Origin of the sequence: Planosporangium mesophilum (assembly GCF_016863255.1) — a bacterium.
GTDB classification, from domain to species: domain Bacteria; phylum Actinomycetota; class Actinomycetes; order Mycobacteriales; family Micromonosporaceae; genus Planosporangium; species Planosporangium mesophilum.
The window spans coordinates 1-18,858 of sequence record NZ_BOON01000066.1; the positions used below are offsets into that span (position 1 = coordinate 1).

The 18,858-nt window shown below is 72.7% G+C and carries 18 protein-coding genes and 1 pseudogene; 10 read left to right on the forward strand and 9 right to left on the reverse strand.

Annotated elements, in window-relative coordinates:
* Positions 1–438, forward strand: a pseudogene (locus Pme01_RS28220) (hypothetical protein); the annotation flags it as partial.
* 9 nt (positions 439–447) lie between these two features.
* Here Pme01_RS28220 and Pme01_RS28225 read toward each other — a convergent pair.
* The 4 genes from Pme01_RS28225 to Pme01_RS28240 form a co-directional block, all read right to left on the reverse strand.
* Positions 448–867: a PPOX class F420-dependent oxidoreductase gene (locus tag Pme01_RS28225; RefSeq protein ID WP_168117954.1), complete on the reverse strand. Its 420-nt coding sequence runs from the start codon at positions 865–867 to the stop codon at positions 448–450.
* 42 nt (positions 868–909) lie between these two features.
* Entirely contained in the window at positions 910–1,929 is a 1,020-nt protein-coding gene (locus Pme01_RS28230; RefSeq protein WP_168117953.1) for a protein kinase family protein, read from the reverse strand.
* A 131-nt stretch (positions 1,930–2,060) separates the two neighbouring features.
* Entirely contained in the window at positions 2,061–2,879 is an 819-nt protein-coding gene (locus tag Pme01_RS28235; RefSeq protein WP_168117952.1) for a hypothetical protein, read from the reverse strand.
* A 35-nt stretch (positions 2,880–2,914) separates the two neighbouring features.
* Complete coding sequence (locus Pme01_RS28240; protein ID WP_308441119.1) at positions 2,915–3,595, reverse strand: RNA polymerase sigma factor; 681 nt, start codon at positions 3,593–3,595, stop codon at positions 2,915–2,917.
* Between the two features lie 180 nt (positions 3,596–3,775).
* On the opposite strand from Pme01_RS28240, the gene Pme01_RS28245 reads away from it, so the two are divergent.
* The 5 genes from Pme01_RS28245 (at position 3,776) to Pme01_RS28265 (ending at position 10,339) form a co-directional block, all read left to right on the forward strand.
* On the forward strand, positions 3,776–3,964 hold the full coding sequence (locus Pme01_RS28245; RefSeq protein WP_168117950.1) for a hypothetical protein: 189 nt from the start codon (positions 3,776–3,778) through the stop codon (positions 3,962–3,964).
* A 226-nt stretch (positions 3,965–4,190) separates the two neighbouring features.
* Positions 4,191–6,188 (forward strand): serine/threonine-protein kinase, encoded by a 1,998-nt coding sequence (locus tag Pme01_RS28250; protein ID WP_275408579.1) that lies wholly within the window; start codon positions 4,191–4,193, stop codon positions 6,186–6,188.
* 141 nt (positions 6,189–6,329) lie between these two features.
* Complete coding sequence (locus Pme01_RS28255) at positions 6,330–7,673, forward strand: FHA domain-containing protein (RefSeq protein WP_168117948.1); 1,344 nt, start codon at positions 6,330–6,332, stop codon at positions 7,671–7,673.
* Positions 7,674–7,682: 9 nt separating this feature from the next.
* Complete coding sequence (locus Pme01_RS28260) at positions 7,683–8,189, forward strand: hypothetical protein (protein ID WP_168117947.1); 507 nt, start codon at positions 7,683–7,685, stop codon at positions 8,187–8,189.
* Between the two features lie 29 nt (positions 8,190–8,218).
* Entirely contained in the window at positions 8,219–10,339 is a 2,121-nt protein-coding gene (locus Pme01_RS28265) for a RecQ family ATP-dependent DNA helicase (protein WP_239088515.1), read from the forward strand.
* 46 nt (positions 10,340–10,385) lie between these two features.
* Here the strand turns inward: Pme01_RS28265 and Pme01_RS28270 are convergent, their stop codons facing one another.
* Complete coding sequence (locus tag Pme01_RS28270) at positions 10,386–11,369, reverse strand: C40 family peptidase (protein WP_168117946.1); 984 nt, start codon at positions 11,367–11,369, stop codon at positions 10,386–10,388.
* 122 nt (positions 11,370–11,491) lie between these two features.
* Between Pme01_RS28270 and Pme01_RS28275 the strand changes: the two genes are divergently transcribed.
* Genes Pme01_RS28275 through Pme01_RS28285 form a run of 3 tightly spaced genes read left to right on the forward strand, consistent with a single transcriptional unit; the run spans position 11,492 to position 14,455 of the window.
* A complete protein-coding gene (locus Pme01_RS28275; protein ID WP_203935933.1) occupies positions 11,492–12,556 on the forward strand; it encodes a hypothetical protein in 1,065 nt (354 codons plus the stop codon).
* A 47-nt stretch (positions 12,557–12,603) separates the two neighbouring features.
* Positions 12,604–13,281, forward strand: coding sequence for a DsbA family oxidoreductase (locus Pme01_RS28280; RefSeq protein ID WP_168117945.1), 678 nt, complete (start codon positions 12,604–12,606; stop codon positions 13,279–13,281).
* A gap of 4 nt (positions 13,282–13,285) precedes the next feature.
* Positions 13,286–14,455 (forward strand): SAM-dependent methyltransferase, encoded by a 1,170-nt coding sequence (locus tag Pme01_RS28285; protein ID WP_168117944.1) that lies wholly within the window; start codon positions 13,286–13,288, stop codon positions 14,453–14,455.
* Between the two features lie 20 nt (positions 14,456–14,475).
* Here Pme01_RS28285 and Pme01_RS28290 read toward each other — a convergent pair whose 3' ends face one another.
* Positions 14,476–15,057, reverse strand: a complete 582-nt coding sequence (locus Pme01_RS28290) for an O-methyltransferase (protein WP_168117943.1) — start codon at positions 15,055–15,057, stop codon at positions 14,476–14,478.
* A 67-nt stretch (positions 15,058–15,124) separates the two neighbouring features.
* Positions 15,125–16,699, reverse strand: coding sequence for a DEAD/DEAH box helicase (locus tag Pme01_RS28295; protein ID WP_373315543.1), 1,575 nt, complete (start codon positions 16,697–16,699; stop codon positions 15,125–15,127).
* A 355-nt stretch (positions 16,700–17,054) separates the two neighbouring features.
* On the opposite strand from Pme01_RS28295, the gene Pme01_RS28300 reads away from it, so the two are divergent.
* Positions 17,055–17,711, forward strand: coding sequence for a ferritin-like fold-containing protein (locus Pme01_RS28300; RefSeq protein WP_168117941.1), 657 nt, complete (start codon positions 17,055–17,057; stop codon positions 17,709–17,711).
* A gap of 68 nt (positions 17,712–17,779) precedes the next feature.
* On the opposite strand, the gene Pme01_RS28305 is transcribed toward Pme01_RS28300, so the two are convergent.
* A complete protein-coding gene (locus Pme01_RS28305; protein WP_168117940.1) occupies positions 17,780–18,007 on the reverse strand; it encodes a DUF3107 domain-containing protein in 228 nt (75 codons plus the stop codon).
* A 55-nt stretch (positions 18,008–18,062) separates the two neighbouring features.
* On the reverse strand, positions 18,063–18,701 hold the full coding sequence (locus tag Pme01_RS28310; RefSeq protein ID WP_168117939.1) for a TetR/AcrR family transcriptional regulator: 639 nt from the start codon (positions 18,699–18,701) through the stop codon (positions 18,063–18,065).
* Positions 18,702–18,858: the final 157 nt, after the last annotated feature.

Sequence of the window (18,858 nt, forward strand, 5' to 3'; positions counted from 1 at the left end):
GCGTTCCGCGCGCAGCGCGGAGGGAATCCCCGTCCTTCAGGGCGGGAAGAACGTCAAAACGGACAGCAGCCGTTCGAGACGGCCAGCATCGTGAAGGTGGACCTGCTCGCGACGATGCTGCTGCAGGCCCAGCGCTCCGGCCGGGGACTCAAGCCCGCGGAGAAGGAGCTGGCGACGGCCATGATCGAGCAGAGCGACAACGACGCCACCACGAGGCTGTGGAATCGGACCGGCGGCATCGAGGCCGGTACCGATGTCTTCGGATTGACCGCGACCACCCCGGGCCCCGACGGTGGCTGGGGTGGCATGGGACGGATCACCGGCTCCGACACCGACGCGACCGTCGTGGTGCTGTCCCGCGGGCACGAGACGATGGAGGCCGGGGTCGACCTGGTCGAGCGGGCTGCGCGGACGGCACGGACGTACCTCGGTTGGTGAGCCCGACCGTCAGGGGGCGGGTACCGGCTCCTCGGCGTCGCGTCGCCACATGCCGTGCCGGTCCGGATCGACACCCCACGAGATGATGCGGCGCGGGTGGATGCGGATGATCTCGCCGCTGAGGCCGGGCATCGACGGCGTGGCGCCGCGTACCGCCACCGCGCGGCCGCGGATCTCGACGCCGCGTACCCGCCACGGGTCGACCGAGGTCACGTCGTCGACCACGAAGGCGGCCACGCCGGTGGCCTCCACGTTGTGGAACTTCCTGGTTGCGCCCAGGGAGTGGCCGCCGATGTCGATCGTGCCGGTCTCCGGGTTGTACCTGAAACCGACCGGGTTGTTCTGCGGCGACCCGTCCGGGGCCACGGTGGCCAGGCGCCCGAGGCGCTGGCTCGACAGGTAGCGGAGTTCAGCTTCGGTGAAAGGCATGCCCCCAGCTTCGAACCTCAACCTTGGTTGAGGTCAAGCCGGTCAGTCGAGCACCGTGAAGAGCGCCGCGCCGTAGGCGGCGAGACCGGCCCGCTGGCTGTCGGCGGGGACCTCGTCCTCATCGCCGGCGACGGAGTGCTCGCAGCGGGCCCCGTACGCGGACTGGAAGACCCCGGCGGCGGCCACCGCCCGGCGCTCCGCGGCGGTGAACGGGCGGCCCCGCGCCGTCTCGTACTCGGCGACGAAGGCGGCCTGCTCGGCCGGGGTCGGCCACATCCGGGTACCGCCCCGCTCCCAGTCGAGGGGGAAGGCGCGGGCCGCGTACCCGACGAGCGTCGTCTCGGAGTCGAGCACCAGGCTGTCCCAGTCGTACGCGACGCTGACCCGGTCGTCGGCGAAGCGCATCTGCTCGACCCGCCAGTCGGTGTGGCCCACGACCGTCGTACCGGGGTCCTCGCGCAGGATCTCGAGCGCCCGGCGGGCCAGGTCGTCGATCCACTCGGCGCCCCGCCTGGTGGCGTCGAAGTCGAACGGCGAGTGCGGGCTGCGGCACCACAGGACCCGCTGCCCGCGCAGCGGCTCACGGGTGAGCGCGAGCACCTCCGGTACCTCGCCGGCCAGTCGGACCTGCTCGGCGAGTGCGACGGCCATGGCCTGCCGTACCGGACCCTCGTGCCCGTCGAGGTGGGCGCCGTCCTCGCGTAGCTCCTCGAACGTGACGAAGGAGTGCCCGCAGTGCGCCAGGGCGAGTGGTCGTGGAGCCGGGTACCCGGCGTCGGCCAGGTGGGCCTGTACCCGCTGGGCGGTGGTCAGCCGGGCGCGGGTCTGGCCGGGCTGGTGCACCTTGGCCACGATCCGCCGGCTGTCGGCCAGTACCAGGCCCGCGACCATGCCCACATTGGACCGGTAGAACAGGCACTCCTCGACCGGGGCCAGGACGCGGGCACAGCACTCCTCGAGGCGCCGGGCGGCCGAGTCGAGATCGGTGGTGCCGAGCGCCCGCCGTTCCAGTACGGGAGCGTCGTCGTCGAGGTGGGCCCGCATGGCGTCGGCCGTTCGCACGGTAGTGACCGTACTCGTGCCCCGCTGTTCCCGAGGCTGTTTGACCTGGCTGCAACGGTGTTGAAACCCTCGGTACCCGCCACGCCCACCGTGGGGGGAACGGTGGGCGTGGCGGTGCTTACCGGGTCGTCCTACCCGAGGGGAGGACTTGCGGGCCGACCGTGAGCCGGTGTGGGGGAGAAGGGAGCACGGTCGGCGGCCTGGCCGGTCTCGTCGTTGTGGTCCGGGTCCGGCCGGGGGTACGGGTATCCGGGGTTGCCCGGATAGTTGTGGTAACGGTCGCCGTAGGCCGGGTACGGCGTGCCGGGAGCTGCCGTGACGCCGGCCATCGTGAGCAGCCGGGAACAGAAGGACCACACGCCTGCCGCGTCGCCGGCCAGGGCGACCAGCGCGGCGAAGGCCGGACTGTCCAGCCCCATGTGTACGCCGGCCGACCTGTTCCTGGCGTCGGCGACGAGGATCCGGCAGAGGCTGGCCGTCGGCGGTCGTGACAGGGTCGGCGACGGTACGGGTCGCTTCGGTGCCGCGGCGGCGGAGCCGGTGCCGCGGGGGCTCGCGGCCGGGCTCGACGGCGCCGCGGAGGGGGCGGCCGGACGCGGGCTGAGCCCCGAGGTGCCGAGGCTCCGGTGGAAGCCGCCGGCCGCGGCCAGGGCGGCGCCGCCGCCGACAGCGGTGAGGGCGAACGCGACCGTGATCTTCACCGTGAGAAGCCTTGCGAGTAGCGACCGTCGTCCGGGTGCGTGCATCGGGGGCCGGTGGTACCGCCGGAAGGCGACGACGGCCGGTTCCTCCCCAGCCAGCTCGGAGTCGCGGGCCGGAGCGGCCGCCGCGGCGAGCAGGCGGACGAGGGCGTCGGGAACGTCGGCACGGTGGTCGCCGCGCGCCAACGACTCGGCGGCACGCCGGTCCACTGTGCATCGGGCCACCTTGCGGGCTCCGTCTCTTCCCATCCCACGTCCTTTCAGCGTTCGACGCCCCGTCTGCGTTACTCCCCTCCGTAGGCCCATCGTTGTCGCAGCTCACCGGTTGCCTGCCGGCGGTGGGTCGCGGGCGGTACGGACCCGACCCGCTCGGCCAGCCGGCGCAGTCCCCGGTGGGTCGCCGTCCGGACGGCGCCCGGTCGCTTGCCGAGCACCCGGGCGGCCGCCTCGGCGGGAAGCCCCATCACCACCCGCAGCATCACCGCCTCGGCCTGGTCGCGGGGCAGCGAGGCGATCAGCGCGATCGCGGTGTCGGTCGACATCGCGTCCAGCGCGCCACCGGCCGTGTCGTCGTCGGCCGCCAACTGCGCGAGCGCCTCGACCGGCAGGTCGGCGCCGGGCCGGCGGCGAAGGCGCCGCAGGTGGTCCAGGGCCCGGTGCCGGCCGATCGTGGCCGCCCAGCCACGGAATCCGTCCAGGTCGCCGCGGAAGGTGTGCAGTCCGCGGGTGATCTCCAGCCAGGCGTCGGCCGCTACGTCCTCGGCGTCGTCGGAGACCAGCGTGCGCAGATAGCGCAGCAGGCGCGGCTGTACCTCGTGGTACAGCCGCCGGAACGCCTCCTCGTCACCGCCCTGTGCGGCGGCCAGGAGGTCCCTGCTGTCCGGCGGGTCCTTGTGATGCGGCTCGGCGCTCGACTGTCCACATGTGACGGCGTCGAGGGTCTGACCGTGTTCGCCCCGAGTCACCGGCAACATGATGGGGGAGTTTCATCCGGGTGGGAAGTTCCCGGCAACTTTGGCAGGGTATTTTCGACCGAGCGTTATCGTGCGTTAGCAGCGAGTCGATCGATGGCACCCCTTTTATGTCTTATATCCCATCTGGGATCGGTGTGTGTGACGCCATTTACCGGGGGTAACTACAGCCCCATGACTACACCGCGACGTGACCCTGAGGTCCTGGCCAAACTTCAGCCGCGCACCGGGGCTGAGCAGCCCTGGGAACCGGAGGACCTGGCCGTGGCCGAGGGTAAGGACCCGACCCCGAGGCACGTGGACCACGCGCGCAAGGAACTCGAGGAGCTCGGACCGGCGGCGATCGAGAAGACTGTCCCGTAACCTGGGCGGTGCCTTCTCGACCCTCTCCGATGCCCCCCTGTTCCGGTGAATATGCGGGGTTCGAGCGTGGCCGACGGTAGAGTTCAATTTGGACGCGTGTCGGTCGATTTTGAATGCTGCAGGCGGTCGATATCGACCGCCCGGGTGATGGCACAGTAACTGCTCGTCACGTAACAACGTTAGATAGAGATGGTTGGACCGTCATCGATCGGGGCAGGTCGAACACGTGGACGCGGTCGGTGTACTCGGGGGTCGCTATCGCCTCGTCGAGCGCCTCGGGACAGGTGGGATGTCCGTCGTATGGCGCGCCCACGACGAGGTGCTCAACCGGCAGGTGGCGATCAAGGTTCTCGCCGCCAAGCTCGCGGCGGACCGGCACTCGCGGGCGATGATCCGGGCGGAGGCGCAGGCCGCCGCCCGCCTGTCGCACCCGCACGTGACCGGCGTCTACGACTACGGCGAGTCCGTCACCGGGGACGGTGACACCGTCCCGTACGTCGTCATGGAGCTGATCTCCGGACGTACCCTCGCCGACCGCCTGAGAGGTGGACCGCTGCCCTGGCGGGCGGCCCTGCGGGTCGGCGCGGAGGTCGCGGCGGCGCTGGCCGCCGCGCACGCGCGCGGGCTCGTCCACCGTGACGTCAAACCGGGCAACGTCATGCTGACCGCGTCCGGGGCGAAGGTCGTCGACTTCGGGATCGCCGCCGTCGCGGGCGAGAGCGGCGAGGTCGGCCCCGCCGGCGTCGTACTCGGTACCCCCGCCTACCTGGCGCCCGAGCGGCTGGCCGGTGGTCCGGTCCGGGCGGCCACCGACGTGTACGGGCTCGGCCTGCTGCTGTACCGGGCCCTGACCGGCGAGCTACCGTGGGCGGCCGAGACGACAACGCAGATGATCACTGCGCACGTGTACGTGGAGCCGCAGCGGCTGCCTCCCATCGCCGGCCTGCCCGACGGGGTGGTCGACCTGTGCCGGCGCTGCCTGGCCAAGAATCCGGCCGATCGGCCGGCCAGCCGGGAGGTGGCGAGCGCCCTGGCCGCGGCGGCCGGAATCCGGGTACCGCTGCCGATCCGCGCCGGTGAGCCCGACGACCTGGCGCTCGACCCGGCGCCGGCCGTGACGGCCTCGCTGGCAGGGCGGCCGCCGGGGCGGCTGCGCCTCGCGGCCGCGGCGCTCTTCGGACCGGCGATCGACAGCGGTGCCGAGACCTCGATCCTGCCCGGTTCGCTGATGGGCAGCGCCGTCATCGACAACCTGCATCGGCTGCGACGCCGACGGGCGATCCAGGTCGTGGGCGTCACCGCCGGGCTGGCCGCCGCCGGCCTCACCCTGAGCACCTGCGCGGACCTGCCGAACGGCAGGACGGCGACGCTCGCCATCGCGGCCGACGAGGCCCGTACGAACCGCGCACCCTGCACCGTCCGCTACCTGACCCGCGCCGACAACGCCAGCCAGTTCAACGTCGACGTCACCGTCACCAACAGCAGTTCCCAGACGCTGGACCCGTGGACGATGCAGTTCACCTTCACCGGCGACCAGGTCCTGAGCGAGGGGTCGGCCGGCGAGTGGACCCAGTTGCCGACGGGCGCGGTCACGGTACGGGGACCGGCCGGCGACGCGCCGTTGCAGCCGGGCACGTCCCGGTCGCTCAGCTTCTCCGCCGGGTACCACACCGCCAACCCGATGCCGACCGCCTTCACGCTCAACGGTGCCGCGTGCTCGTACGTGCTGGTCGGAGCGTCGGGCGAGACGCGGACCGGCGGTCCGGGCACGGACGACGGCTCCGGCGTGGAAGCAGCCGGCGACCGCCAGGGCGGTAACGCCCCGCACCGGACCGGAGCGGGCGGGCAGGCCGTACCCGCCGGCGTGGGACCGGGCGTGGCCGGTGGCGGACCGGCGCAGGCGGGCAGTCCCGACGTCGACGGTCCGGGCGGTGGGGCTCCGGGTGCCGGTTCCCCCGGTGCCGGTTCCCCCGGTGGCGGTTCCCCCGGTGGCGGTGAGCCTGGGGGCGGTGGTCCCGGCGCGACGACACCGCCCACGGAGAGCACCCCGACGACCGACCCGACGGGCGGTGGCGGCGCGACGCCGACGCCGGACCCGACCCCGCTCGACCAGCCGCCCCCGTCGCCTCAGAGCAGCGTCGATCCGAACGCCTCGCCCGGATCCGCCCCCGGCGCGGCCGGCGGCTCGTCGGCCAGCGGCACCTCGCCGACCGGCGGGGCCTGATTCTGACCGCGCGTAACCCGCTGGTCACCGATGAGTCGTCTGACCGATGGGGACGGTCGGAATCACCGCCATCAGCGGACGAGCAGGTGATGGGTCATCTAGGGTGTCTGTCACCAGCGCGCTCGCGAGCCGGAGGTGACGGTGCGCTTCGAAGTCAGCCAGGTGATGGACACCATCGAGCAGCGTCTTTCAACCGACATCGTGGTGGCACAGGCGGTGGTCGATCTAGGGGAGATCATCCGGTACACCGAACTGGACAGCGGTCGGCCGGTCAACCTGATCCGTGCCGGGATGGTCGTGGATGCCTTCGGCCGTTACCTGCGCGACGGCGGTGCGATGATCTACCCGGTCGTGCCCCGGCAGTTGCTGTCGGAGGCCGCGCTGACCGCCAAGGAGCGGATGGTGCTGGGCCGGTGGACCGACGACGGCCTGATCGAGGCAACGCAGAACGCCGCCGGGCGGATGCTCGAGATCGCCGAGCTGACCGGGCTACCGGTGATCAGCCTGCGCGACCACGCCGACTTGGCGAAGCAGTACGACTGGCTGCGCGACGACCCGCTGCGGGTCCTGACCGTGAGCCCGCGCGGCGGCGGAGCGCTGCTGACCGACGGCAAGGGCGGTACCGGCGGCGTGGTGCTGTCGCGGCCGGGCGGCCGTGGCGGCCCGAAGGTACCGGCGCAGCCCACCTCCCCGGAGAACGTGCCGGGGGCGACCACAGGGGCGGTCACCGCGCGGGCCGACGGTACGGCTCTTCGCCGGGCCGCCGCCGAGCGCGTGCCGCTCTTCCCCAACCCCGCCGAGCCGGTGTACGAGCCGCTGCCGGAGCCGCCCGAGTACCTGCCCGCGCCGAGCCCGACCGGCACCGCCCTGATCGCGCGGGCCTGGCGCTGCGACGAGTTCGACTGCCCGAGCTTCGGCGACGGCCGCCGCCTGGGCCAGCCGGTACCCCGGCTGCGCGCCGGTAAGCCGGTCTGCCCCCGCCACGACGAGCCGCTGCGCGACCTCGGGCCGCGGCCGCCGTCCGTACCGGTCACCTTGGTCATCGACGGGCTGCGGCGCCGGCACTTCGTCGTGATGGCCGACCGCCCGGTGTTCGTCGGCCGGGCGCCCGAGGAGCCCGACGCGATCGCGGTCGCCGAGTGGCTGCACGAGGCCGCGGCCAGGTGGATCAGCCGTACCCATCTGAAGCTGGAGATCAGCGACAACAGGCTGGTCGTGACGGACGTGAGCCGGAACGGGACCCTGGTCTGGATCCGCTCCGGGCCCGGTGACCGGCCGGACACGTACCGGCTCGCCCGCGACAGGTCGTACCCGCTGGGCGAGTGGGACACGGTCGAGATGTACACCGGCATCGAGCTGTGCCGGGCCGACCGCCGGCCGGTGGGCGTGGACGAGTCGCACGACGAGCCGTCGTCGGTCCTCACCGACGCACCCACGTTCGCGATGCAGCAGCTCTCGGCCAACGGCCGACGCGCACCGGCGTAGCCTTCGATCATGTCCATAGGCGCCGAACGATCGGCCGAGGGTGCGATTGCGGCCCTGCCCGCTGTCCGGCCGGTGCCGTCCTGGATCGCTCCGGTCTTCACGCTGCTGGCCCTGGTGACCATCCCGTGGACGGCCTACCTCGCCGTGACCCTCCCCGAGGACATCCGTACCCGCAACTACCGGGTCGCGTGGGTCGGGTTCGACATCGGGCTGACCGTGCTCCTGCTGCTCACGGCGGTGCTGGCGTACCGCGGGCACCGGCACATGGTGATGACGGCCACCGCGACGGCGACGGCGCTGCTGATCGACGCCTGGTTCGACGTGGTCACCTCGCCCACCGGTCATGACCTGACCGTCGCGGTGGCGACCGCACTGTTCGGTGAGTTGCCGCTTACCTGCCTGTGCGGGTGGATCGCGCTCCAGGTGGACCGGGTGATCGCGCGGCGGATGCGGCAGCTGGCCCGGCGGGCCGAGCGGGGGCCGCGCCGGCGGTGGCGGGTCCGATACCGGCGGTGACTGTCACCCGCTGCTGGTAGAAATGCCGGGTGGACGAGCGTGCGGTGACCAGGGACCAGGCCGAGGAGGTGCTGCGGGCGCTGGCCGGGCCGGGGGCGAGCCTGCGGCCCGACCAGTGGCGGGCGATCGAGGCGCTGGTGATCGACCGGCGCCGCGTGCTCTGCGTGCAGCGCACCGGCTGGGGCAAGTCCGCGGTGTACTTCGTCGCGACGGCCCTGCTGCGCCGCGCCGGCGCCGGCCCCACGGTCATCGTGTCGCCGCTGCTGGCGCTGATGCGCAACCAGGTCGACGCGGCGGCCCGCGCCGGCATCGTGGCCCGCACCATCAACTCCGCCAACCTGGAGGAGTGGGAGCAGATCACCGCCGAGGTGCACGCCGGCGAGGTGGACGTCCTGCTGATCAGCCCCGAGCGGCTCAACAACCCCGACTTCCGCGACGGCGTCCTGCCCAAGCTCGCCGCCACGACCGGCTTGCTCGTGGTCGACGAGGCGCACTGCGTCTCCGACTGGGGGCACGACTTCCGCCCCGACTACCGGCGGCTGCGCACGCTGCTGGACGAGCTCTCCTCGGGTACGCCGGTGCTGGCCACGACGGCCACCGCCAACACCCGCGTCACGACCGACGTCGCCGAGCAGCTCGGCGACGCGCTGGTGCTGCGCGGCACCCTCGACCGGGAGTCCCTGCGGCTGGGTGTGCTCGGCCTGCCGGACGCCGCCCACCGCCTGGCCTGGCTGGCCGAACACCTGGCCGACCTGCCCGGCTCGGGCATCGTCTACACCCTCACGGTCGCCGGGGCGCAGGAGACCACCGCCTTCCTGCGGGCCCGGGGGTACCCGGTCGCGTCGTACACCGGACAGGCCGAGGACGCCGACCGGCGCGCCGCCGAGGCCGACCTGCTCGACAACCGGATCAAGGCGCTCGTCGCGACGTCGGCGCTCGGGATGGGCTTCGACAAGCCCGACCTCGGCTTCGTCGTGCACCTCGGCGCGCCGTCCTCGCCCATCGCGTACTACCAGCAGGTGGGCCGGGCCGGCCGGGCTGTGCGGAGCGCGGACGTGCTCCTGCTGCCGGGCCGTGAGGACGAGGCCATCTGGCGGTACTTCGCCGCGCTCGGGTTCCCGCCCGAAGAGCAGGTACGCAGCACCCTCAACGCCCTCGAAAGCTCCGACCGGCCGCTTTCGACGCCGGCCCTGGAGGCCCGCGTCGACCTGCGCCGTAACCGGCTGGAGCTGATGCTCAAGGTGCTCGACGTGGACGGGGCGGTGCGGCGGGTCCGCGGCGGCTGGGTCGCGACCGGAGAACCCTGGCGGCACGACACCGCCCGGTACGAGCGGGTCGCGGCGGCGCGCGCCGACGAGCAGGCGGCCATGCGGGAGTACGCGACGACCGGCGCCTGCCGGATGGAGTACCTGCGCCGCTGCCTCGACGACCCGGCGGCCGCACCCTGCGGCCGCTGCGACAACTGCGCGGGTACGTGGTACCCGACGGCCGTCTCGGCCGAGGCGCTGTCCGCCGCGCAGGCGCACCTCGGGCGGGTCGGGGTGACCGTGGCGCCCCGGCAGCTGTGGCCGACCGGGCTGCCCGCGATCGGGGTGCCGCTGTCCGGCCGGATCCCCGCGGACGAGCAGGCCGGGCCGGGCCGCGCGCTGGCCCGCCTGTCCGACCTCGGCTGGGGGGAGCGGCTGCGGCGCCTCGTCGGTGACGACGCGCCGGACGCGCCGGTGCCCGACGACGTCTTCGCGGGGGTGGTTCGGGCCCTCGCCGATTGGGCGCGCGGCGACGATCCGTGGCCGGCCCGACCGGTCGGCGTGGTGACCGTGGCGTCCCGGCGCCGCCCCGAACTCGTCCACGACCTGGGCGCCCGGATCTCGGCGACCGGCCGGCTTCCGCTGCTCGGCACGGTGTCGCGGGTCCGCGGCGAACCGGACGGCTGGGGCGGGCGGGGGAACAGCGCGCAACGGGTACGCCTGCTGCACGACGCCTTCGCCGTACCGGACGACCTGGCGGCCCGGCTCGCCGGGCTGGACGGCCCGGTCCTGCTGGTTGACGACCTGGTGGATTCGGGGTGGACGATGGCCATCGTGGCCCAGGCGCTGCGCCGGGCCGGAGCGCCGGCGGTGTTCCCGTTGGCCCTCGCGCTGGCCGGATGACCCATCGAGAGCGGCGGCCCGTTCCCGGAGCGGGCCGCGGGCTCTCTCAGGACACGCGGCCGTAACCGAAGATCGGTGCGAAGTCCATCTTCCGGATCGAGACCCGCTCGCCGGTCCGGGGCGCCTCGATGACCCGCCCGTCGCCGGCGTACATCGCGACGTGGTGGATGTCGGGGAAGTAGAAGACGAGATCGCCCGGGCGTAGCTCCTCACGCTGGATGTGCCGGACCCCGCTCCACTGCATGGACGAGCTGTGCGGAAGGTTCTTGCCGGCGCTGCGCCACGCCGCGAGTACCAGCCCGGAGCAGTCGAACGTGTTCGGGCCGGCCGCGGCCCACTGGTACCACTTGCCCATCTGCTGGTACGCGAAGCGCAGGGCGGCACCGCCGGCGTCGTCGGGGAAGATCGGCACGTACGCGTCCCGGTTGACGCCGCGGCCGGCGCGCACCCCGTACGCCTTGCCGCGCAGCGACTGCAGCTCTTTCAGGTTGCTCTCGACGGCCGCCTTGGTCACCGACAGCTCCCGGTCCTGGGTGGCCTGCTGCCGCTCCAGGTCCTTGAGCTGGCGCCGCTGCGTCTCGTACCGGGCGCTGGCGTCGCGCAGGGCCCGGAGATCCCGCTCCTGGCCGCGCGCGATGTGGTCGATCATCGTCAGCTGCTCCAGCAGCATGCCCGGTGACCGGGAGCCGAGCAGGGCGGTGGTGGGGCCCTGCCCGCTCGCCTTGTAGACGCCGGCCGCGATCGTGCCCACCTTGCGCTGCAGGTCGTCGACCTGGCGGCCGAGCGGCGCGAGCTGCGCGTCGGTCGACGCGAGCCGGGCCCGCGTGGCGTTCAGACCCTCCCGGGTCGTGTTGAAGTGCTCGACGACGGTCTCGAGCTGCTGCCACGCGGTCGTGACGTCGCGATCGAGGTCCGCGGGTGCCGGATCGGCGTACGCGCGTGCCGGTGCGATCCCGGCGGCGATGGTGGCTGCCACGGCCAGGGCCGAGACGGCGCGTACCGCGCTGCACAGCGTGCGATATGAGCCCACGCTCCCCTAACGAGTGAAGTTGGATAAAAGCGACGGAAGCCATAAATAGTACATTTGTTCGGTGGTTGCCCCGGGTGCCGGCCGGTCCCACGGACATCGGAGATCGTGAGAGAGTCTCCGGCGTGGAGACGGCGCACGAGGTACTGGTCGCACTGGCCCGGCGGTACGCGTTCGGGGAGGTCGCCGCGCTGGTCGCGGGCGGAGCCGGCGGTGAGCACCTGACCACCCGCCAGGCCGCGCAGGTCCAGCAGTTGTGCGCGTTCGGCCAGCGCCTGCTCGACCTCGACGCCGAGGACTTCGGCCGGGTCGACGCCACCGTCGGGGCCAGTACCGACACCAGCGTCGCCGACCTCGTCAGTGGCGACGCCGTACCCTCGCCGCTGACCCGCCGGGCGCGCGCCAGCCGGATGCCCCGGTCGACCGACGAACGCCCGGCCGGCGCGCTGGACTCGCTCGTGCCCGCGTACCGGCTGCTGCTGGAGGTCATCGCCGCCCGCTGGGCCCGCCGGGAGACCGCCGCCCTGGTCGCCGCCGTCCACATCACCAGCGAGTACGCGCCGCTGCTGGCGTGGGAGCCGGTGCTCGGCCACGCCGGCGACCCGCGCCGGCTGCTGCCGTTCGTGACCGTGCCGGGCAGCAGGTTCGGCCGTCGCGACCCCGACTGCGCGCACAACAAGGCCGATCAGGCGGGCGCCGCCCGGCTGCTGCGCCTGACGCGTGGTGGCGACCTCAGCGACTACCTCGACCGCCAGCACAGCAACGTCGCGCACGCCCTCGGCGTCTGCGCCGGTGACTGCGCGGCGCCGTGCGCGGTGATGCGGCAGGTGCCCGACGCCGACGATCTCCCGGCGCGTGCCCGGTTGGCGCTGGCGTACGCCGACACGGAGTTCGTTCGGCTGCGCCACGCCGCGCCCGTCGGGCACGGGTTCGGGGTGCCCTCGCCGGCCGAGGTCATGGACGCCTGGCAGCGCAGCCGGGAGAAGCTGGGCGGGCCCGCCCGCCGCGACGACGGCTTCCCGCTGCCCGGCCTGGCCAGCCTGTTCGGTCACCTCGCCGGTACCCCGATCGAGCCGGACACCCTGCTCGCCGACACCGCCGCCACGCTGGTACGCGCGCTGTCCGGCGCGGCCGGCGCCCCGGTCGTACCCGCCGACGGGGCGACCGTTGTCACGCTTCCTGCGCCCTGAACACCGATCCGCTGCGAAGATCGGACAGGCATGCCACGCTGAGCGACGTGGACCTGTACAACTCCGCACCGGGCGTGGTCACGGTCTATGCCGACCTGGTGTGCCCGTTCGCCACCTTCACCCTGCACGGACTGCGCGCCGCCCGCGAGCGGCTGGGCGTCGACGTGCGACTGGACCTGCGGGCCTTCCCGCTCGAACTGGTCAACCGTCGACCGCACGAGCCCGGCCTGATCGAGATGGAGAAGGGCGTGCTCAGCGGGCTCGAACCGGGGCTCGGCTGGCGCCGCTGGCGGGCCGCGCCGTCCGTCTGGCCGGTGACGTCGCTGCTGCCGCTGGAGGCGGTACAGGCGGCCAAGCGGCCCGAGGTCGGCGGCCTCGTCGCCAGCGACCAGCTCGACGCCGCGCTGCGACGGGCGCTGTTCCTGGACAGCCGCTGCATCTCGCTGCTGCCGGTGGTCCTCGAGGTCGCCGAGGAGTGCCCGGACATGGACCGCGGCGCGCTCGCCGCGGACCTGCACCGCGGCATGGGCCGCGCGGACGTGGTCGAGCAGTGCGGCGCCGTCGAGCGGGGCCAGGTGAACACGAGCGCCCACGTCTTCGCACCGGACGGCCGGAACTGGGCCAATCCAGGCCTTGAGCTGGAGCATCGCGGCGACTACCCGGTCGTCAAGCGGTACGACCCGGGGGTGTACGAGGAGATCCTGAAGGCAGCCATGAAAAGCTGAAGGGGTGCCGGAACCCCTGGACTCCGCCCTCACCGAAGTACGGGACCTGCTGCTGGACCCCGACCGGCTGATCCGCGCCGTCGCCGCCGGTCGCCGTCGGGGCGCGCAGCCCCGCTGGGAACGGGTGGAGCTGCGCCCGGTCTCGTTGAAGGCCGGGCCCCAACTGCAGGTCGTCTCCGATGACGGGGTCCGCCCGTACACCCGCAACCTGGACTGGGGCGGTACCGCCGAGGGCGCCATCGAGCGGCTGCTGGCGGAGCCGTTCGGCAACTGGTACGTGGAGAGCACCGACGGCGTGCTCCAACTGCGCGTCACCAAGCGCGGCGAGGCGCAGGTGCACCGGGGTGCCCCGGTTGCCGGCCCGGCCACCGCCGGGCCCGCCGCTGCCGTGCACGACCGGCCACCGATCCACCTGCTCGACCCGGGCGACCCGCTGTTCGAGGTCATCGGGGGGAGTGCGGCCAAGCGCCGGCAGGTGGACGCGTTCCTCCGGGCGCTCGCGGCGACGCTCGGCGAGGAGGAACTCCCGCAGCCGCTGCGCGTGGTCGACCTCGGCTGCGGGAACGCGTACCTGACCTTCGCGGCGTACCGGTACCTGACCGCCCACGGCGTCGACGTCCGGCTGACCGGAGTGGACGTACGCGAGGATCAGCGGGAGCGCAACACCGCGATCGCCGAGCGGCTCGGCTGGGGCGATCGCGTCGACTTCGTCGCGGGGACCATCCTGGAGTCCGAGGTGGACGGTGCCGACGTGGTACTGGCGCTGCACGCCTGCGACACCGCGACCGACGAGGCACTGGCCCGCGCGGCCGGCTGGGGCGCGCGCTGGATCCTCGCCGCACCCTGCTGCCACCACGACCTCGCCGCCCAGCTCCGGGCCGGTTCGGCGCCCGAGGGGTACCGGTCGCTGACCCGCCACGGCATCCTGCGCGAGCGCTTCGCCGACGTGCTGACCGATGCGGTACGCGCGTCGCTGCTGCGGCTGCACGGGTACAAGGTGGAGGTCGTCGAGTTCGTCGGCTCGGTACACACGCCGCGCAACCTGCTGCTGCGGGCCCGCCGTACCGACGCGCCGGCAACGCCGGAGCTGCGCGCCGAGTACGACTCGCTGGTGGGCCAGTGGGGCGTCACCCCGGCGCTGGCGAGGCTCCTCGAGCCCGTACCCCGTGCATGAGCCGACGCACGGCGGCTGGTCTACTGCCGGCGCCACGCCAGATGCAGCCCCTTGCCGACCGGGATCGTCGCCGTCACGAACCGCCCGTCGCCCGCGAGTAGGGCCAGGAATGGCGCGGCCTCGTCCGGGTGGGAGAGCACGTTGTCGACGGCGAGCACGCCGCCCGGCCGTACGACGCGGGCCGGGTGGGGCCACCAGTTCGGGTACTCGACCCGTTCGGAGTCCAGGAACAGCAGGTCGACGCTGTCGTCAGCCAGATTTTGCAGGAACTGGCCGCCGTCGCGGCGCTCGAGGCGTACCCGGTCGGCCAGCCCGGCGCGCTCCAGGTTGGCGCGCGCCTCGTCGGTCGGGCCCAGCTCGACGCTCACGACGGTGCCGGAGGTATCGGCGACCGCGTCTGCCAGCCAGATCGTCGAGTACCCGTTGCTGGTCCCGATCTCCACCACCGACCGCGCACCGGTCATGCGGGTCAGCAGCGCCAGCAGGGTAGCCGTCTCCGGCTCCAGGTTCCGCAGCCGCAGGAGCCGGTCCGGCTGGTCCGCGTCGTGCGCCTTCCCCTCGGCGTACAGGGCATCGAGCAGGCTCCTCAGGTCATCGTCCACAGTGAGATCCTGCCCCCGGTACGACGAAGGGCGGCCCCATGCGGGACCGCCCTTCAGGTCAGATATGTCACTCGCCGCCGGTGGCCACTGCTCCGGCGCCGCCCCGGCCGCCGCGACGGCGCCGCCGCGGCCGCTTGGCCGGCTCGCCCTCGCCCGCCGTCTGGACGGTCTGAGCGACGTCCACCGTGGACACCTCGGCTGCCGTGGCGCCCGGCTCCACGCGCCGGCGGCGCCGACGACGCGAACCCGCCGTCGCGCTCTCGCCTTCCGTCGCACGGGGCGCTGCCGCGGGCGTACCCGAGGATGCGCCACGGCGACCGCGACGGGGACTGCGCTTGCCCTCGACGTCCTCCAGCCGCTCGGCCGACAGGCCGGCGCGGGTCCGGTCGGCGGTGGGCAGCGTGCCCGTCATCTCCTTCGAGATGCCGAGGTCGGTGTAGAGATGGTCGGAGGTGTGGTACGTCTCCGGCGGCTCCGGCAGGTCCAGGCCCAGCGACTTGTCGATCAGCCGCCAGCGGGGCATGTCCTCCCAGTCCACGAACGTCACCGCGACGCCGGTGGCGCCGGCGCGACCGGTGCGGCCGATGCGGTGGGTGTAGGTGTCGGCGTCCTCGGGGCAGTCGTAGTTGATGACGTGCGTGACGCCGGCGACGTCCAGGCCGCGAGCGGCGACGTCGGTGGCGACCAGTACGTCGACCTTCCCGGCGCGGAACGCGCGCAGCGCCCGTTCCCGGGCGCCCTGGCCCAGGTCACCGTGGACCGCCGCGACGGCGAAGCCACGGAAGTCGAGGTCTTCGGCGACCCGGTCGACTGCGCGCTTGGTGCGCGCGAAGATCATCGAAAGGCCACGCCCCTCGGCCTGCAGGATCCGGGCGACCACCTCGACCTTGTTGAGCGGGTGGGCGCGGTAGACCAGTTGCCGGGTGAGCGGCGACGGACCGGTGCGGTCGTCGTGGTTGGCGTGGATCGTCACCGGGTTGCGCATGAACCGCCGGGCCAGCGCCACGATCGGGTCCGGCATCGTCGCCGAGAACAACATCGTCTGCCGGTCGCCCGGCAGCATGGCGAGGATCTTCTCGATGTCGTCGAGGAAGCCAAGGTCCAGCATCCGGTCGGCCTCGTCGAGGACGAGCGAGCGGACCCGGTCCAGCCGCAGCTGCTTGCTCTTCGCCAGGTCGAGCAGGCGGCCCGGGGTACCGACGACGATCTCGACACCGCGCTTGAGCGCCTCGGTCTGCGGCTCGTAGGCCACTCCACCGTAGACGGCCAGGACGCGGATGCCGCGGGTACGGGCGGCGGCATCGAGGTCGCGGGCGACCTGGATGCCCAGCTCGCGGGTGGGGAGAACGACGAGCGCCTGGGGGAGTCCGTCGGCGCCTTCGGACGGCGCGAGTGCGCGCTGCAGCAGCGGCAGGCCGAAGGCGAGGGTCTTGCCGGTACCGGTGGGCGCCTGGCCGATCACGTCGGTGCCGCGCAGCGCGATGGGGAGCGCGTGCTCCTGGATCTTGAAGGCGTGGGTCATGCCGTTGGCCTCGAGAGCGGCCACGGTCTCCGGGCGGACGCCCAGCTCGGCGAAGGTCGGGCTGTCCGGGCGTACCGGTGCGCGACTGCCGGATTCGGTACCGGCCGATTCGCTGTTGATCGATTCGATGGTCGTGTCTTCGACTGCGGCCGAGTTTGCGGCCGTTTCGGTTCCGTCAATGTTCATCAAGTTTTCGGGGTGTCTCTCTCGCGGGAGCGCCCCGACCTGACGGGTGCGCTCGAATGTATGTACGCGCGCCACGGGCGACATTGAAATCGCGGGCCGCGCGTTCGCCGGACGCAGCAGGTCTCGGCGGAAGTGACACCGATGCTATCACCCGTACTGACCTGCTCACTTGTGCTGGTACAGCTCCGCCTGGCGTATGCCGGCCGCTCAGGCGTTTCGATCTGTCAGTTGTCGCAACTACTCTCTGATCGGCACGGCTGGCGGAGTGTATTAGGGGTAACCTGCCGACGTGCCCGAAAATTCCGCCCCCCTGCCTCCCGTGGCCGACCTGTTGGGCCTGCTCGCGTACGCCGAACTCGTCGCTTTCGATCAGATGGCGGCCGACGCGCGGCTCGCCCCGGATCTGAGCCGGCGGGCCGCGCTCAGCGAGATGGCCGCCCGCGAGATCGACGCCTACTGCCGGCTGGCCGAGCGCCTGCGCGAGCTGGGGGTCGAGGCGGAGGAGGCGATGCGCCCGTACGTCGGGGCGCTGCGCGACTACCACGATCAGACCGAGCCCAAGGACTGGCTGGAGGCGCTGGCCAAGGCGTACGTGGGGGATGGCGTCGCGGACGACTTCTACCGGGAGATCGCCGCGTTCCTGGAGCCGAAGGACCGTGATCTCGTCCTCGACGTGCTGCACGACTCCCGGCACGCCGATTTCGCCGCGGAAGAGCTGCGGGCGGCGATCGCGGCCGACCCCAAGGTGGCCAACCGGCTGTCGATGTGGGCGCGCCGCCTGGTCGGCGAGGCGCTCTCGCAGGCCCAGCGGGTGGCGGCGGAGCGGACCGCGCTCGCGGAGCTGATCGCGTCCGGCGGCGGCGACGTCTCGGACGTCCAGGGGTTGTTCAAGCGGTTGACCACCGCTCACACTGCCCGGATGGCGGCGGTCGGTCTCAACAACTGAGATTTTCGCGATCTTGGCCACTCAGCCCGCTTCCGCCCGGCTGGGTGGCCAAGATCACGAAATGGCGCTCAGGCGGCGGTGAAGCCGACCGGGCGCGAGGAACTCTCGGCGATCTCAATGTACGCCAGCTTGTCGACCGGCACGATGACCCGGCGGCCCTTCTCGTCGAAGAGCGTGAGAACACCGTCTCGACCGGAGAGGGCCTCGGCCACCGCACGCTCGACCTCCGCCGGCGTCTGGCCGCTCTCGAGCACGAGCTCGCGGGGTGCGAACTGTACGCCGATCTTGACCTCCACGTCTTCCTCCTTGATCAGGCGGCCCGTTCGCCGCCTCCGAAGGGTAACGCGATCATCAGGCCTGTTCGCCGTGTAGCGGGAAGCTGGCGATGCCGCGCCACCCCAGGGCGGTAACCAACTGCACAGCTTCAGCCTTTCGCACCTGGCGCCCACCTGCCAGCCAGAACCTGGCCGCGGTTTCGGCCGCACCGACCAGCCCCGCCGCCAACAGCTCGGCGCGGGCCCGGCTCACGCCCGTGTCGGCCATGATGGTGTCGGTGATGGCGGCGATGGAGCTCTGCTCCAGCCGCTCCACCCGCTCGGCAACGGCCGGCTCGTGGCGCAGGTCCGACTCGAACACGAGCCGGAACGCCTCGCTCTCGTGGTCGACGAAGTCGAAGTACGCCTGCATCGCGCCGCGTACCCGCTCCTTGTTGTCGGTCGTCGCGGCCATGGCCCGGCGCACCCGGTCGACGAGCGCGTCGCAGTGGGTGTCCAGCAGCGCCAGGTAGAGCTCGAGCTTGCCCGGGAAGTGCTGGTACAGCACCGGCTTGGAGACCCCGGCGCGCTCGGCGATGTCGTCCATCGCCGCGGCGTGATACCCCTGTGCCACGAACACCTGCTGCGCCGCAGCGAGAAGCTGCTTGCGGCGCGCGGAGCGGGGCAGCCGTACGGGCCTTCCAGCTGCTTGCATACCGCTCGTCACCGAGGTCATCCTCACCCTCCGAATCACGCCGCCGGATGCAACTTACCGCCCCTACCCGTTCACGGTAGCCTCACGTCAGGCGACGGAGGAGCGCACGGTGGACGAAACGGGACAACCAGGCGCGGACGGCACCGTTGGTGGCAGCGGCGCGGGCGAACGCGACGGT

Coding starts and splice junctions, on each gene's coding strand:
- Pme01_RS28260 (WP_168117947.1), top strand. CDS start 7,683: ATGTCCATAGGCGCCGAACGATCGGCCGAGGGTGCGATTGCGGCCCTG.
- Pme01_RS28235 (WP_168117952.1), bottom strand. CDS start 2,879: ATGGGAAGAGACGGAGCCCGCAAGGTGGCCCGATGCACAGTGGACCGG.
- Pme01_RS28310 (WP_168117939.1), bottom strand. CDS start 18,701: ATGACCTCGGTGACGAGCGGTATGCAAGCAGCTGGAAGGCCCGTACGG.
- Pme01_RS28225 (WP_168117954.1), bottom strand. CDS start 867: ATGCCTTTCACCGAAGCTGAACTCCGCTACCTGTCGAGCCAGCGCCTC.
- Pme01_RS28245 (WP_168117950.1), top strand. CDS start 3,776: ATGACTACACCGCGACGTGACCCTGAGGTCCTGGCCAAACTTCAGCCG.